Raw genomic sequence first — 16,094 nt, 5'->3', positions numbered from 1 at the left:
CGCGTGATGAGGCATTTCCGAAGAGCAAATTAACGCATTTCAACTGAGCTGCGCGACAGCACTTTTCAGCGCACCGTCCCCGCATCGGGACTACCCTTTGCTGCTTCGAAGCGAGCCACGCCGGTCGTCGGCGTCAGGGCCGCGAGTATAAGATCGACGCGGGTCGGAACCGATAATTGTTGCAATAGTGAGGGATTGGTCGTGAGCGTAAAGAAGGTCGGAGTGCAAGCGGGGCTCGTCGGCGCGCTGGCGTTCACCACACTGGGCGTCGGAGCGGGTGTCGCCAACGCCGAGGTGCCCAGCGCACCGGGCATGACGTGGAAGCTCGACAAGTGGGATGACCGGCACGACTGGGACGACCGTCGTGGTCAGCGCTGGAACGGTCCGGCCTACTGGGACGGCCCGCATTACGGCGGTCCGTGCGCCTGGGTGCCTCCCGCCGTCTCGATGTGGGTGCCGCCGGCCGCCTGCTAGCGGTGTGAGCGCAGGCCGTCGGCGAACCGCAGATCGGACACCAGCGCCTCGAACGCCTTCTCCCGATCCTCTGGTGGCCCGCGCAGCACCGATGACGGATGCACGGTCACGGCGACTTCGGGAGCGACATCGAGCTCGTCGACAACCGGAAGTTCCAGCGCCTCGCCGCGGTGCGCGGTCAGCCGAAACTTGCTGCCCAGCAGCGACTGTGCAGCGGTCGCGCCCATCAGCACCAGCACCTGGGGTCTGATGGCATCCAGCTCGGCCAGCAGCCACGGTCGGCATGCCACCACCTCCGTGCGGCCCGGCGTCTTGTGGATTCGTCTCTTGCCGCGTTCGGGCAGGGTGAACTTGAAGTGCTTGACCGCATTGGTCACATACACCCGTTCACGGTCGATGCCGGCCTGCACCAGCGCCTTGTCCAACAGCTTGCCTGCCGGGCCGACGAACGGCTCGCCGGCCTTGTCCTCCTGATCGCCGGGCTGCTCGCCGACCAGCATCATGTCCGCGCTGGAGGAACCGCCGCCGAACACCACCTGCGTCGCATCGAGGTACAGATCGCAGCCCTTGCAACCGTGCGCGGCCTCGGCGAGAGCAGCGAGATCGCGGGTGTCGGGCACGAACTCCGCGGCGGTGTGGGCCGGCCTTGCAGGCATGGGGGATGGTTACCCGCTTCCGGCGCGGTCACCCTCTACCGCGTCGACTTGACCACCTGAGCGAAGCTGAACTGCCAGCGCTCGACGAGCCGGAAGCCCATCGCGTGCGGTACCCGGTACGCAGGCGCACGGCGCAGGCGGGGTCCCGGATTCAGCGCGTTCCCGGTTTCTCGATCCGGGACGGTGGCGTCGCGTTGTGAAACCGTCCACAGCACGGTGCACGGCCGAAGCTGCTCGGCCACACCCCAGATCCCAAGATGGGCGTCCCACAAGCGGTTTCGGTCGGCGGCGCGGCGACCGCGCCCGGGGTCCACGAGCGCGGCGTACGCCTCGGGCCGCGCGGCCGTCAACGGTCGAATCGGGCCGGGTGCCCAGTTGGTGGTGTTGTCGAGCACCAGGCAGTCGCCGGGGGAGGCGTGCGTCGTGAGGACGTCGGCCACCTGGCTGAAGTCCATGCCCTCCTTGGCGTACGGACCCCGTTGTTGGAGCAGGTAGTTTGGGGTTGCCGCGACCGCCAACACGGTCAGCACCACCGCGACGGTCTCGCGCGATCTGGCGACGGCGGTGATGCCGACGGCCAACAGCAGCGCCATCGCCGGGGAGGTGTAGCTCAGATAGCGCGGGTAGTAGATGGGCTCCCACCACACGGAGTAGAGCAGCAGCACTCCCGTCGGAAGCACGATCCACGCCGCGCTGATCGCCACCAGCGATCGGACGCCGGCTTCCGTCGGCCGGAAGCGTCGGATCGCGAGCAAAACGAGCACCAGTCCCGCCGAGACCGCGAACGCCACGCTGTGGTCGAAGTACTGCTCCTGCATCACTTCTGCGACCGTGTGCCAGCCTGGCGGCGAAATCCACTGCACCTGGGCGACCTGCGTCCGGCTGAACGCCAGGAAGGGCCCCACAACCGCGATCGCCACCGCAACCGTGACGATCCAGCGACGCACCACCGTTCGCCGAGTAGTCACCGCTGCCAGCGCAACCGCGTGCACCAGCACCATCAGCACGACGAAGACGTTCAGCAGCGACGAGCCCACCAGCGCCAGCCCGTAGCAGCCCCACAGCCACCGGGTATTGCGGCGGAGTGCGAGCATCAACAACACGGTCAGCCAGACGGCCGCGGCCGCCGTCAGCGCATAGGACCTCGCCTCGATGCCCGCCCACGTGATGCGCGGCAGGATCGCGAACACGATCCCCGCGCAGACAGCCGTCGTCCGGGAAGCGAAGCGTTGCGCAATGACGACAACACCGCCGGCGGCCAGCCCGACGGCCAGGCAACTCGACAGCCGGGAGTAGAACTCGGCGGCCGGGAACACCGCGAACCACCCGTGCATCAGCAGGTAGTACAGGCCGTGCACCGCGTCGATGTTGTGCAGCAGGCCCCACAGCTGGGGGATCGACCGCGTCGAGGCCGAGATCGTGGCCGCCTCGTCGAACCACAGCGACGGCCGGGCCGCGCCCGCCGCCGACACCGCGACCGCGAACACCGCCGTCAGCGCAGCGTCGTACCGGCCGGCGCGAAGGGATCCCGACGGGTCGAGGCGCGCGAGGCGTTGCTGTACCAGCGACAGATCCACGCGCTGCTACCCACCCTTCCCGCGAACGGCAAAACGCTAGCGTGTGCGCTTGTACCGCGCTCGCCGAATCGGTGGGGAAGTCATCGTGATGACCGGGTGTAGGCGGCGTCACCTGGGGCGGCCCAGCGTGACGTTGGGTGTGAAGTAGGACGAAATCGCAGGCAAATGCCACTGGAGCGGCTACTGTTCCGGGTGGCAACGGAACTGAAATCGGGAGGATGTGGATGAGCGCCTATCAGACCGTCTTGGTTGGCACGGACGGATCGGACTCGTCGCTGCGCGCGGTCGAGAAAGCTGGTCAGATCGCCGGTGACGCCAAGTTGGTCATCGCGACGGCGTACTTCCCCCAGGACGAAGATCAGCGTGCGGCCGACGTGCTCAAGGACGAGGGCTACAAGATGGCCGGCAACGCGCCCATCTACGCAATCCTTCGCGAGGCGAAAGAACGCGCCCACCAGGCGGGCGCCACAAACGTCGAGGAGAAGGCCGTCGTCGGCGCCCCCGTCGACGCGCTGGTCGAACTCGCCGAGGAGGTCAAGGCGGATCTGCTGGTCGTCGGTAACGTCGGCCTGTCCACCATCGCCGGCCGGTTGCTCGGTTCCGTTCCCGCCAATGTCGCACGCCGCTCCAAGAGCGATGTGCTGATCGTGCACACCACGCCGTAACCACCACCAGCGCCGCCACGATCATCCAGTCGCCCCACCGCTGATAGAGGGTCGTTCGCGCGTCCAACGCGACGTCGACAACCGTGACCCCACGTTCGGCGGCGGGCATCCATGCCAGCCGGTGGCCGCGCGCGTCGAACGCCGAACTGACCCCGGACAACGCGGCATGAACCGCGGGCCGGCCCGTTTCGACCGCATGTACGGCGGGCATCGCCGCCAGTTGCGGTTGCGCCCAACTTCCTTGGTATGACGACGTCGAGCTCTGGTAGACGAGTAGCTTCGCTCCCCGCCGGACGCCGTCCCGGGCGAGGTCGGAGAACATCGTCTCGAAGCTGATCAGCGGTCCGATCGCGACGGCGTCGGTGTGCAGGACGACGGGTCCGTCCCCACGACGGCGGTCCTCGCCAGCGGCTTGGGTGTTCGACGTGGCCCAGCCGATCAAGGGCCGCAGTGGCACGTACTCGCCGAAGGGCACCAGTCGCGTTTTCGCGTACGAGCCCTGCACGCCGTCCGGTCCGACTAGCACCGACGATTTGTAGATGCCGCCCGATGCCGCCCGGGCGTCGACGTTGACCAGCAGGTCCGCCCCCACACGCCGGGACAGGGCGGCGAGCCGCGCGGTGACTTCGGGGTGGGTCGCCAAGTCCACGCCGACACTGCTCTCACCCCACACGACCAGGTCCACTCGCTGCCCGGCCAGCTGCTCGGTCAGACCTTCGCCGGCGGCCTGGCGCTCGGCGGCCTCGGCGATGTCACCCGGCTGGACGAGCGCGACCCGCACCGTCGGACCGGGCGTCGGTTCCGGACCCCACCAGAACCAGGCGGGACCGACCGTCAAAAGAAGAGCTGCCAGGACAACCGGCGCCGCCGAACGCAGCACCAGGACCAAGACAATCGCGGTGTTGACCGCCGCCACGAGGAAGCTGACGAGCCATACGCCGCCCAGCGCGGCGGGCGCCAGCGTGGCCGGCTGATTCCACTGCGATGCGCCGAGCAGTGCCCACGGCCCGCCGAGCCGGTCCCACGACCGGACCGCCTCTGTCAGCACCCACACGCTGGGCAGTACCGCCACGGCGCTGGCGGCGCGAGCGAAGGTGACATCACCGACGAGCAGACGGTGCGCCGCCCAACCGAAGGGCAACCACAACGCACCGAGTCCGGCCGCGAGAACGAGCAGCGGCAGACCCGTGCTCGGCCAGAGCCAATACTGGGTGACGCCGACGAACGCGGCCATCCCCAGCCAGGCTCGCGCGGCGGACTGTCCGGCCGTCGGCGCCGCACGGAGCACGAGCAGCAGCGGGACCAGCGCGATCCAGGCCAACCACCACAGTGCGGGCGCCGGGAACGCGAGCGCGGGGAACGCGCCGGCGACGATCGCCGACGCGTAACCCCGCAGCGAGATCAGGTGCTCGACGCTTTGGCGATGCTCGCGATCGCCTGGTCGAGCGTGGAGTTGAACTCCTCGTCGCTCTGCTGGGCCGTCAGACCCTCGGTCAGCGCCCGCGAGAAGCTCGCGATGACACCGATGTTGCGCGCCAGCTTCTCGTTCGCCTCATCGCGGCTGTAACCACCCGACAGCGCCACGACCCGCAGCACGTTCGGATGCTCGACCAGATCCTTGTACAGGTTGTCGGTGTCGGGCAGCGTCAGCTTGAGCATGACCTTCTTGTCGCCGAGCTTGCCAACGCCCTCGAGCAGCGCGGCCTTGAGCTGGTCCTCGGCCTCGGCCTTCTTCGGGCTCTTGATGTCGACCTCGGGTTCGATGATCGGCACCAGGCCCTTGGCGAGGACCTGCTCGGCGACCTCGAACTGCTGAGCCACGACCGCGTCCACGCCGGCGCCGGGCAGCTTGATGACCGAACGCTCCTTGGTGCCGAAGACCCCGTTCGCGGCGGCGCGGTCGAGCAGATCGTCGAGGCCGGGCATCGGCTTCATCGTCTGCGCGCCGTCCTTCTCCTCGGCCAGGCCCTTGTCGATCTTGAGGAACGGCACGATGTTCTTGACGTTCCACAGGTAATCGGCGGTCGGACGGCCCTCGATCTCACGGTCCATCGTCTGCTCGAACAAGATGGTGCCCATGATGCGGTCGCCGTCGAAGGCGGGGCTGGTGATGATGCGGGTGCGCATCTCGTGCACGAGGTCGAACATCTGGTCGTCGCCGGAGTAGGCGTCCTCGGCGATCCCGTAGAGCTTCAGCGCCTTGGGGGTGCTGCCGCCGCTCTGGTCGAGTGCCGCGATGAACCCGGCGCCGCTTTGCGCCTTCTTCAACTGATCGGTGTTCATGTCTGCCCTTTCTTCGTCACCAGGCAATCTATCGAAGTTCGCAAGGCCGATCGTCAGATGGCCGCTCAACGGCGTCGCAGCGCCCCCGAGATCGTGGCAGGCGACGATCATGGCATCGCCGCGGCCCACTTCTGATGTCCCTCGTATCCGAGGTCATGCGCCATCTTCCGATAACGATCTGCGAGTTCGCGATACGCGGCGTCGTCGCCTGTGGTGTGGGCCAGCAGCGCCTTCACTCGGAGAACCCAGACGTCGCGGATGACCGATCCGTCGAGCGGTGCGCGCTCCAATTCGGCGATGATGTCGGCGGCTTCGGCGGTGTCGTCGTCGGCCCCGCGCTTGAGCAATGTTTCGACGAGGAAACCGACCACCGGAATCCAGTACGTGTACTGCCTGCGGCCGAACATCGTTTGGGCAGCCTCTCGGAGGAGGGGGACAGCCGCGTCGAATTCGCCCCGGTTTGCCCGATCGACGCCGAGCAGGGCGTCCATGAAGGTGACCTCGACCAGCATCGTCCGGTTGCGGGTCCAGGCGTCCCTGACCTGAGTGACCATCTGCAGTCCGCGGTCCCAGTCGTCCTCGGTGTCCTGATACAGCAGTTGTCCACCGAGTACGTACCGCGCGATCTCGCCGGCGTAGCCGTAGGAGAACGCCTCCGCGACGCGCAACGTCGCTTCGGCCTTCGCCATCGCTGATCCATCGCAGGAGACCGCGCCGAAGGCCACACCGAGCCCCAGGTTCCACGAGGTGGTGAGGGCGATGGTCAGAGGTTCGTTGCTTTGCTCCGCCAACTCGAAGGCGACATCGACGTCGTCTCGCCATCCCCGGAGGCCGAACCACCACCCGGCCAATCCCCGCAACGCCGTGGCGATCGCAAGCGGCGAACCGACCACGAGGCTCCCCTTCGTCAGGTCACCTGCGGCCCACTCGATGGTGTTCTCGGCCCACCGCAAACCGTCGGCCAGCTCACCGTTTTGGATCTTGATGCCTATTGCGCCGAAAGCGGCCTGTGCGGCCAGCCCAGGGTCGCCGATCGATTCCAGGAGCGCCATCTGTTCGGTGGCCATTCGCGACGACTCCAGTGTCTCGCCTCGGAAGTGACAGTCGGACATCGGCCCCATCATCCCGATCGCCAGCGAGGCCTTGTCTCCCGTCATATCGCAGAGCTGGCGCAACTCCTCAAAGCGCGCGCCGCACTCGCGGGCGACCCGCCAACCGCTGGCGCACAGATAGGTGCGGGGTGCGATGCGCATCGCATTGCGCCCCGGATCGTCCTCGGGCAGGGCATCGGCGACCCCGCACGCGCGCTCCCAGCTGAGCAGTGCGGCCGAGACGTCGCGATTGTTCGACCATTCGGCGGCTCGCATATGCCAGCCGAAGGCCGCGTGCAGATCGCCTGCGGCTTCGGCATGTTCGGCGATGAGCGCCGCGTTCTCGTCGAGGTTGCCCGCGCTTCGTCGTTCGATCGCGGCGGCCACCCGGCGGTGCAATTCTGCCCGGTCGGACTTGAGCTGGGCCTCGTAGGCGACCGCTCGGATGAGCGGATGGTGGAACACGAATTCCGGTTCGTCGGTGAACGTGACCTGGTCGATGAGCTGAGCCGTCAGCAGCTCGGCCGGGCGCGGTTCGATGTCGAGCGCCTTCAACAGCTCTGTGCCGAAGCGTGATCCGACGACCGACGCCGCATTGAGGGTGCGTTTCGCGGCGGGATCGAGTCGGTCGATGCGGGCTGCGATCGTCGCTTGCAACGTGGCGGGCACACTGACATCGGCGACCTCCGCGGTTGACGCATACGCGCCCGGGCGCCCCTGCAGTACGCCGCGTTCCACGAAGTCGCGAATGATCTCCTCGGCGAAAAATGGTGTGCCCAAGGCCTTTTGAGCGATAGTCTGCGTGATCTGGCGCACGGAGGGATCCGGTCCGAGCAGGGTGGTGACCAAATCGGCGGTTTCCGCGTCGTTCAGCGGGCCGAGCGCGATCGTCTGCGTCCCCGGCACCTGGGTCAGCGATCCGCGATACTCGGGTCGGTACGTGATGACCGTCAGCAGCGGTGTCTGGGGGATGACGGTGAGGAACGCGGCGAGCATGGACTCGCTGGACTCGTCGATCCAGTGGGCGTCTTCGATGATGTAGAGGGCAGGCGTCGGCGTGGCCAGTGCAGCCGAATTGACCAGTGCGATCAGGCGTTGCCGACGGCTGTCGGCGTCGATCCGCGGCGGCTCGACCGACGGATCGGCGATGCCCAGCATGTCCTCGAGGAGGGCTACGTCGTCACGGCCTTTGTCGGGGAAGGTCCCGGCGATCAGGGAACGGGCGGTCGATGCATCCAGATGCTCGACACCGGTCGCCGCCCGCAGTAGCCGGGCCACCACGTGGAACGGCACCTGGGTGGTGTGGGACTCGCATGCCGTGGTGTACACCGGCACTCCTCGGCTGGCCGCAGTCGCCGCGAGCTCGCGCGTGAGTCTGCTCTTGCCGATGCCGGGTGGTCCGGAGACACCGACAACGGCGCCCTGACCGTCGATCGCCCTGTCCAACAAGCTTTCCAGCGCCGACTTCTCCCACCGCCGTCCGACCAGTGCGGTATCGGATCGCAAAGAGCCCTGCCCGCGGCCGATGCTCAGCAACCGTCGGGCGGGCATGGGTTCGTCGCCGCCCTTGACGCGCACCGACTCCGGCGCATCGAGCGTGGCCGCCGACTCCACCAGCCGCGCCGTCGACGCGCTGAGCATCACCCCTCCCGGCGGGGCTATCGACTCCATCCGTTGAGCCAACCCGACGTGTTCTCCGATCGCGGTGTATCCCAAAGCGCCCGAACCGATATCGCCGGTGATCACCTGTCCGGAGTTGAGGCCGATGCGCAGTTGGAGGTCGACTCCGTCGCGCTTGCCGACGTCGGTGGCAACCGCGTGCATCTCGGTCTGGATGCGCAGTGCAGCAAGACACGCGCGCACCGCGTGATCCTCCAGCGCGAGCGGCGCGCCGAAGACCGCCATGATGCCGTCGCCGGTGAACTTGTCCACCGTGCCGCCGTAATGCGCGACGACCGAGCTGGCCACGTCGACGAGATCGGCCATGATCTCGCGCAGCCGCTCGGGGCCCACCGTCCTGGCGATGTCCATCGAACGCACGACATCGGCGAACAGCACCGTCACCTGCTTGTACTCGGCCGCGCCCGCGGCGCGGCTCAGCGGTGTTCCGCACTCGCTGCAGAACTTGGCCCGCGTCCCCACTTCGGTGTCACACGACGGACAGCGCGCGTCGTCCACACCATCAGTGTCACCGCAGGACGCGGTCGAATTGCCTGATCGGATGAATTCCGTGCAGGTCGCGGTACGACGCCGGCTCGCGGTCTTCGGCGTCCTTGATGCCGTACTGCGCCGCCAACTCCGCGCCGATGAAGGTCTGGCCGCTCTTGTCCATCAACTGGGGGTCGTGGAACAGGGCCCAGATCAGGTGCCCGGTGAACTCCGGTGTCTCGGTGTTGTCGAGGAGATGGGCGAGCTTGTCGGGCGCGGTCGCGACGAGCTTCTTGAAGCGTTCGGTCAACAGCACGCCCATCCAGATCGAGGCCGTCGCGATGCCGAAGTCGCGGAAGTCGACCGCCATGTCGGCGGCCATCTTGTCGGTGCCGGCCTTGTGAACGCCGTACGCCGGGCCGAACACATAGTGGGCCGCACCGGGCGCGGAGGTGAACACCACCAAGCCACGCCGCTGCGCGAGCATCAGCGGGGCTGCGTACACGGTCGCGACATAGCTGCTGCGCAGTCCCACGTCGAGGGTGTCGATGACGTTGACGGGCTCTTCCCAGAACCGGGTCCGGCCCATCATCTCGTCGCGGATGGTCACCGCGTTGTTCACCAGGATGTCCAGCCGGGCCTGTTCCCGCCCGACCCGCTCGAATAGGGCCTTCGTCTGTTCGTCGTCGGCATGGTCGACGCGGACGGCGATCCCGGTGCCGCCGGCCGCCGTGACCAGCTCGGCGGTCTCGTGAATCGTTCCGTCGAGCACCGATTCGCCCGCGCGCTCGGTGCGTCCGGTGACATACACCGTGCAGCCGTGGCTGCCCAGGGCGTGTGCGATTCCGCGGCCGGCGCCGCGGCTGGCACCCGTGACGACTGCGACCGGCGCGTCTACCAACCGCGTTCTTTCCACTCGGCCAGATGCGGCCGCTCCGCTCCGAGCGTCGTGTCGTCGCCGTGGCCCGGGTAGACCACCGTCGAATCGTCGTAGACCTCGAACACGCGGCGGGTCACATCCCCCAGCAACTGGTCGAAAGCCCCGTCCTCCCACGTCTTGCCGACACCGCCGGGGAACAGGCAGTCGCCGGTGAACAGGTGCGTCGACTCATCGGCCCCGTCGAGTGCGAGCGCCACCGAGCCGGGAGTGTGGCCCTGCAGATGGATGACGTCGAAGGACAGCTCCCCGATGTCGACCTTGTCCCCGTGGGCGAGGATCCGATCGGGCCGGACCGGCAGCGGGTCGGCGTCGAGCTGGTGCGCGGCCGTCGGCACCTCGGTGACCTTGGCCACTTCTTCCAGCGCCTGCCAGTGGTCGAAGTGCTGGTGGCTCGTGACGATCAGCGACAGTGTCGGGGCGTGCTTCTCGATCAGGTCGAGGAGGACCGGTGCGTCGTTGGCGGCGTCGATCAGCAGGCTTTCGCCGGTTTTGGAACACGTGACCAGGTAGGCGTTGTTGTCCATCGGGCCGACCGAGACCTTGACGATCGAGGCGCCTGGGAGCGCGCGCCGGGCCGCGGTCCCTGGCTCGACGTGGCCGGTGTAGTTGTCGTCGACGAGGGTCATGTGTTTCACCGTATCCGCCTTGTCTGGGGCTTGTCGGTGGGTCCACATAGAGTGGTTTTGAACTATGTCTTCGGGAGGAAACCGGGTGGCTGACCGCCTTGTCGTCAAGGGTGCGCGCGAGCACAACCTGCGAAGTGTCGATCTTGATTTACCACGCGACGCGCTGATCGTCTTCACCGGGCTGTCGGGGTCGGGGAAGTCGTCGCTGGCCTTCGACACGATCTTCGCCGAGGGCCAGCGCCGCTACGTGGAGTCGCTGTCGGCCTATGCCCGCCAATTCCTCGGTCAGATGGACAAACCCGACGTCGACTTCATCGAGGGTCTGTCCCCGGCGGTGTCCATCGACCAGAAGTCGACCAACCGCAACCCGCGGTCGACGGTCGGCACCATCACCGAGGTCTACGACTACCTGCGCCTGCTGTACGCCCGCGCGGGCACTCCGCACTGTCCCATCTGCGGTGAGCGCATCGCCCGGCAGACGCCTCAACAGATCGTCGATCAGGTGCTGGCCATGGACGAGGGCCTGCGTTTCCAGGTGCTCGCGCCGGTGGTGCGCACGCGTAAGGGCGAGTTCGTCGACCTGTTCGACAAGCTGAACACGCAGGGCTACAGCCGCGTGCGGGTCGACGGTGTGGTGTATCCGCTCACCGATCCGCCGAAGCTCAAGAAGCAGGAGAAACACGACATCGAGGTGGTCGTCGACCGCCTGACGGTGAAGGCCAGCGCCAAGCAGCGGCTGACCGACTCGATCGAGACCGCGCTGAATCTCGCCGACGGCATCGTCGTGCTGGAGTTCGTCGATCGTGAGGACGACCACCCGCACCGCGAACAGCGGTTCTCCGAGAAGCTGGCCTGCCCCAACGGGCACCCGTTGGCCGTCGACGACCTCGAGCCGCGGTCGTTCTCCTTCAACTCGCCCTACGGCGCCTGCCCCGAATGCCTGGGCCTGGGCATACGCAAGGAGGTCGATCCCGAACTGGTCGTGCCGGATCCGGACCTGACCCTGGCGGAGGGGGCGATCGCGCCCTGGTCGATGGGGCAGACCGCGGAGTACTTCACGCGGATGCTGGCGGGTCTCGGCGACGCGCTCGGGTTCGACGTGAACACGCCCTGGAAGAAGCTGCCTGCCAAGGCGCGCAGGGCGATTCTCGAAGGCTGCGACGAGCAGGTGCACGTGCGGTACAAGAACCGCTACGGCCGAACCCGTTCGTACTACGCCGATTTCGAGGGTGTGATGGCGTTCCTGCAGCGCAGGATGGAGCAGACGGACTCCGAGCAGATGAAGGAGCGTTACGAGGGCTTCATGCGCGACGTGCCCTGTCCGGAGTGCGAGGGCACACGGCTCAAACCCGAAATCCTCGCGGTGACGCTGACGGCGGGCGAGTTCGGCCCGAAGTCCATCGCCGAGGTCGCCGAGTTGTCCATCGCGGAGTGCTCGGAGTTCCTCAATGCGCTGACGCTGGGCGCACGCGAACAGGCCATCGCCGGCCAGGTGCTCAAGGAGATCCAGTCGCGGCTGGGCTTCCTACTCGACGTCGGCCTGGACTACCTGTCGCTGTCACGGGCCGCCGCCACGCTGTCCGGCGGTGAGGCGCAACGCATCCGGCTCGCCACGCAGATCGGATCGGGGCTCGTCGGGGTGCTCTACGTGCTCGACGAACCGTCGATCGGGCTGCACCAGCGGGACAACCGTCGGCTGATCGACACGCTCGTCCGGTTGCGGGATCTGGGGAACACGCTGATCGTCGTCGAGCACGATCTCGACACCATCGCCCACGCCGACTGGGTGGTCGACATCGGACCCGCGGCGGGCGAGCACGGCGGTCAGATAGTGCACAGCGGACCCTACGACGAGCTGCTGAAGAACCCGGAATCGCTTACGGGAGCCTATCTTTCGGGCAAGGAAGAGATCGAGGTGCCGGCGATCCGGCGGCCGGTCGACAAGAAGCGGCTGCTGACGGTGGTCGGCGCCCGCGAGCACAACCTGCGCGAGATCGACGTATCCTTCCCGCTCGGGGTGCTGACCTCGGTCACCGGCGTTTCGGGATCGGGTAAGTCGACGTTGGTCAACGACATCCTGGCGTCGGTGTTGGCGAACAAGCTCAACGGGGCGCGGCAGGTGCCGGGTCGCCACACCCGGGTGACGGGGCTGGACAAGCTCGACAAGCTGGTCCGCGTCGACCAGTCACCGATCGGCCGCACACCGCGGTCCAACCCCGCCACCTACACCGGCGTCTTCGACAAGATCCGCACGCTGTTCGCGGCCACCACCGAGGCCAAGGTGCGCGGGTATCAACCTGGACGGTTCTCGTTCAACGTCAAGGGCGGTCGCTGCGAGGCGTGTTCCGGTGACGGCACCATCAAGATCGAGATGAACTTCCTGCCCGATGTGTACGTGCCGTGCGAGGTGTGCCACGGCGCCCGGTACAACCGCGAGACGCTCGAGGTGCACTACAAGGGCAAGACCATCGCCGAGGTACTCGACATGTCGATCGAGGAGGCGTCGGAGTTCTTCGCGCCGATCACCTCGATCCACCGGTATCTCAAGACGCTCGTCGACGTGGGCCTGGGCTACGTGCGCCTCGGCCAGCCGGCGCCGACGCTGTCCGGTGGTGAGGCCCAGCGCGTGAAGCTGGCCTCCGAGCTGCAAAAGCGGTCGACCGGCCGCACGGTGTACATCCTCGACGAGCCGACGACCGGCCTGCACTTCGAAGACATCCGCAAGCTGCTCAAGGTCATCAACGGCCTTGTGGACAAAGGCAATACGGTGATCGTCATCGAGCACAACCTCGACGTGATCAAGACTTCGGATTGGATCGTCGACATGGGGCCCGAGGGCGGAGCGGGCGGCGGCACCCTCGTCGCGTCGGGCACCCCGGAGGACGTCGCGGCCAACCCCGACAGCTACACCGGTCACTTCCTCGCCGAATGCCTGGGTGTCGCACGACCGAAACCCAAGGCGCGCAACGGGAAGCGGGCCAAGGTCAGCGCATAGCGCCTTCGCCGAGAATGCGGTTTCTGACGGGATTCGGTCGAAATCCGTCAAAAAGCGCAGTCTCGGCGTCAGCCCTTGGACAGCGGCGACGAGAATCGCGGGCTGACCCGTATACCGTCGAGCCACGCGGTCAACTCGTCGGCCCGTTTCTGCAAGCGGGCGTGCGCCGAACGACCGACGTCCTCGAGCAGTCGCAACTCGACCCGGCCGTCGTCACCCTGGCCCCACGCACCGACGATCCTGCCGTCGCACCATGCGGTGGGCCCGCCGTTGCCGTTCCGGTCGAACACCTGCGCCCGGTATGGCCTGAGATACCAGTCGCGGTCGAACCAACCCATCGTCGTGACGTCCAGACCGGGCAACAGGGCGCACCACGGTTCGGGTTCGGGTTCGACGTCGAGATCGTCGGGCAGGGCAAAGCCCGGTATGCCGTCCAGATCGACCTCGACCGCGCCGACGTCCCGCAACGCCTCCCGCGCCCATGTCAGGGTGTTGCCGAACCACCACTTGACATCCGCCACGGTGGCCGGGCCGAACGCTGCGAGCCAGCGGCGCACAAGCTCCGCGCGGGCCGTCTGCGGGTCGGCCGCATCGGGCGTGCCGATCCAGTCGTCTGTGGCGACCCAACGCGGTCGTGACGTCGTCCATTTTCCGTCGTTGGGGCCGCGCATGATGTCGCCGCGCACCGCCAGCACGGTCAAGATGCGCGGTGCCAAAGGGGTCTCGCCGCCCCACCGCTTACCCGGGGCCGGGTCCCAGGACCCCGCCAACTCGGGTAGCGCCTCGCGCAGGTCCTTCGCGCTCGTGGGTCCCCGTTCGGCCAGATGCATCAGGACCGCCGCGCGGGCCGCGCCGAGCCATGCGTCGCCATCGGTGCAGACACCGGCCTTCTGCGCATCAGCGACGAGCCGCCGACGCTCGGTGTCGGCAACCCGGTCGCTTGCCGCGGACTGGATCAGCGGCACGTCGGCGGTGCGCACGGTCCACAGCGTTCTGCGCATCGCGAGATGTTTGACCAGCGTGCGCCGCTCGTAGAGTTCGGCATCCAGATCGGCGACGTCGAACCCTTGCAGCCGCGCCCACATCGACAGGTACGGGGTCGCCGGATCGGTCGCATGCAGCCCGAGCACACCGTCGACCACAGCACCGATGGAGCCCGCCGGTGAACAGAGGAAGTGCCGACGCGCGAGCCGTGCCCGCCGCTCGTCGATCGTGAATCTGCGCATCGCCTGCGAACCGTACCGTCGGGCGCCGACAAAGTTTGGGATCGGTAGCGACCGGCGCGGTTTTGACTTACCGCCATGACGGGCGCCATCGGGGCGACGTCCCAAAGAAGGGAAGATCGATGAATCGCGTTGTTGTGGGTCTGATCGGACTGGTCGCCGGTGCCACCGTGCTGGTGGGGTGTTCGGACGACAAGGGAAGCGCCCCCGCGGTCAGCGCGGCGGGCGTGAGCAGTGGCGGCAGCACCGAGGTGAAGGTCGACGGCAAGGACCTCGAGGGACTGGACCTCAACACCGTCACGTGCGTGAAGCAGGGTGGCCGGATCAACGTCGCCAGCGGCGCGATCGGCGGTCAGCAGGGTCTGGGCATCGTGATGAGCGATGAGGCGAACCCGAAGGTGGAGTCGTTGGGCATGGTGGTCGACGGAAACGCCCTCGCGGTCAGCAACACCATGGGCGCCAAGGTCGGTTCGGCCGAGGTGAAGGTCGACGGCGACACCTACACCATCACCGGCGAAGCGACGGGCGCCGACATCTCGAACCCGATGGCAGGGTCGATCACCAAGCCGTTCACCGTCAAGGTCAACTGCAGTTGAGCGATCCACCTCCTGAAGCGGCGGGCGTGCCAGGCATGCCCGCCGCTTTCTATGATTCGACCGTGGCGATCCCCGCGGACCTCGAGCGTGCGCGTCACCTGGCGTTCGCCGCCAACGAAGAGGCGGCCAAGGATCTCCTGCTGTCTCTGGTGCCGCAGATCGAACAGGCCGGCCGAGACGACTGGATGCTCGAGGTGTACGCGCTGCTCGGCGAGATCTACCTGGTCCGCACGGCGTACAACGGCACCGAGGAATGCCTGCACCGGATGCGTGAGTGCCTGGCTGCCTATTCGGCGATCCTCGCGGGCAGCAAGCCCGAGGCCGCGGCACAGGTGACGATGTCGACGGCCGAGATCGAGCTGATAGTGCGCCGGTACTCGCGGCGGGCACAGTTCCTGCAGACCGGGTTGGCCGCTGCACACGGGGACCACGAGACCGCCGAGGCCGCGCTGATTGCGCTGACCGACGACGAGCCGGTTGCCGGACTCACCGCCGAGCACCGATTCCTGATCACGTACGCCGAGATCCTGTGCGCGGTCGCACTGTGCGACGATGACCTGCACGTGAAGTCGATCCCGTTGTGGGAGCGCGTGATCGACGTGATCGATCGCCCGGGTGATGGTAGTGAACACCACGATCACCTTCTCGTCCTGGGAGCCACCGGCTATGGCAGGTTCTGCGTCGAGACCGGTCGGCTCGTTGCGGCCGAGCCCTGGCTGCGGCGGGCGGGGGCGCGCGCGGAGGCGCGAAGATGTTCGGCGATGGCCGGATATGCCTCGTGGACCAACGTCTGCGCCTGCGGCCGGTCCCCCACCGACCA

At 67.3% G+C, this 16,094-nt stretch carries 11 protein-coding genes and 2 pseudogenes; 5 read left to right on the top strand and 8 right to left on the bottom strand.

What is annotated here, in order from left to right:
- Window positions 1-201 precede the first annotated feature (201 nt).
- The gene (locus tag AU072_RS24520) at window positions 202-474 is read left to right on the top strand and encodes a hypothetical protein (RefSeq protein ID WP_064416170.1); all 273 of its coding nucleotides are present in this window, start codon (window positions 202-204) and stop codon (window positions 472-474) included.
- Here the strand turns inward: AU072_RS24520 and AU072_RS24515 are convergent.
- Both AU072_RS24515 and AU072_RS24510 read right to left on the bottom strand, forming a co-directional pair.
- On the bottom strand, window positions 471-1,130 hold the full coding sequence (locus AU072_RS24515; RefSeq protein ID WP_064416169.1) for a UdgX family uracil-DNA binding protein: 660 nt from the start codon (window positions 1,128-1,130) through the stop codon (window positions 471-473). The genes AU072_RS24520 and AU072_RS24515 overlap by 4 nt on opposite strands.
- 35 nt (window positions 1,131-1,165) lie before the next feature.
- Complete coding sequence (locus AU072_RS24510; protein ID WP_064416168.1) at window positions 1,166-2,707, bottom strand: glycosyltransferase family 39 protein; 1,542 nt, start codon at window positions 2,705-2,707, stop codon at window positions 1,166-1,168.
- A gap of 224 nt (window positions 2,708-2,931) precedes the next feature.
- Here AU072_RS24510 and AU072_RS28730 point away from each other — a divergent pair, with 224 nt between their 5' ends.
- Complete coding sequence (locus AU072_RS28730) at window positions 2,932-3,372, top strand: universal stress protein (protein WP_064416167.1); 441 nt, start codon at window positions 2,932-2,934, stop codon at window positions 3,370-3,372.
- Here the strand turns inward: AU072_RS28730 and lnt are convergent.
- The 5 genes and pseudogenes from lnt to AU072_RS24480 all read right to left on the bottom strand — a co-directional run.
- Window positions 3,338-4,747: pseudogene (gene lnt, locus AU072_RS24500) on the bottom strand (apolipoprotein N-acyltransferase); the annotation flags it as partial. The gene AU072_RS28730 and the pseudogene lnt sit on opposite strands and share 35 nt — an antisense overlap.
- A 26-nt stretch (window positions 4,748-4,773) precedes the next feature.
- The gene (locus AU072_RS24495) at window positions 4,774-5,655 is read right to left on the bottom strand and encodes a fructose bisphosphate aldolase (protein WP_064346245.1); all 882 of its coding nucleotides are present in this window, start codon (window positions 5,653-5,655) and stop codon (window positions 4,774-4,776) included.
- A gap of 107 nt (window positions 5,656-5,762) precedes the next feature.
- Window positions 5,763-8,924: an adenylate/guanylate cyclase domain-containing protein gene (locus AU072_RS24490; RefSeq protein WP_064416166.1), complete on the bottom strand. Its 3,162-nt coding sequence runs from the start codon at window positions 8,922-8,924 to the stop codon at window positions 5,763-5,765.
- 10 nt (window positions 8,925-8,934) lie between these two features.
- A complete protein-coding gene (locus tag AU072_RS24485) occupies window positions 8,935-9,795 on the bottom strand; it encodes an SDR family NAD(P)-dependent oxidoreductase (protein WP_064416165.1) in 861 nt (286 codons plus the stop codon).
- Window positions 9,789-10,460: an MBL fold metallo-hydrolase gene (locus AU072_RS24480; protein WP_064416164.1), complete on the bottom strand. Its 672-nt coding sequence runs from the start codon at window positions 10,458-10,460 to the stop codon at window positions 9,789-9,791. Before AU072_RS24480 ends, AU072_RS24485 begins: the two co-directional genes overlap by 7 nt.
- 85 nt (window positions 10,461-10,545) lie before the next feature.
- On the opposite strand from AU072_RS24480, the gene uvrA reads away from it, so the two are divergent.
- The gene (uvrA, locus tag AU072_RS24475; protein ID WP_064416163.1) at window positions 10,546-13,455 is read left to right on the top strand and encodes an excinuclease ABC subunit UvrA; all 2,910 of its coding nucleotides are present in this window, start codon (window positions 10,546-10,548) and stop codon (window positions 13,453-13,455) included.
- Between the two features lie 68 nt (window positions 13,456-13,523).
- Here the strand turns inward: uvrA and AU072_RS24470 are convergent, their stop codons facing one another.
- Window positions 13,524-14,681, bottom strand: coding sequence for a winged helix DNA-binding domain-containing protein (locus AU072_RS24470; protein WP_064416162.1), 1,158 nt, complete (start codon window positions 14,679-14,681; stop codon window positions 13,524-13,526).
- Window positions 14,682-14,800: 119 nt separating this feature from the next.
- Here AU072_RS24470 and AU072_RS24465 point away from each other — a divergent pair, with 119 nt between their 5' ends.
- Complete coding sequence (locus tag AU072_RS24465) at window positions 14,801-15,274, top strand: lipoprotein LpqH (RefSeq protein ID WP_064416161.1); 474 nt, start codon at window positions 14,801-14,803, stop codon at window positions 15,272-15,274.
- Between the two features lie 62 nt (window positions 15,275-15,336).
- Window positions 15,337-16,094 (top strand): annotated as a pseudogene (locus AU072_RS24460) (hypothetical protein); the annotation flags it as partial.

The organism is Mycolicibacterium novocastrense (assembly GCF_001499835.1).
GTDB classification, from domain to species: Bacteria; Actinomycetota; Actinomycetes; order Mycobacteriales; family Mycobacteriaceae; genus Mycobacterium; species Mycobacterium novocastrense.
The sequence above is the reverse complement of the archived record's forward strand: the minus strand, read 5'-3'. Positions and strand labels throughout refer to the sequence as shown.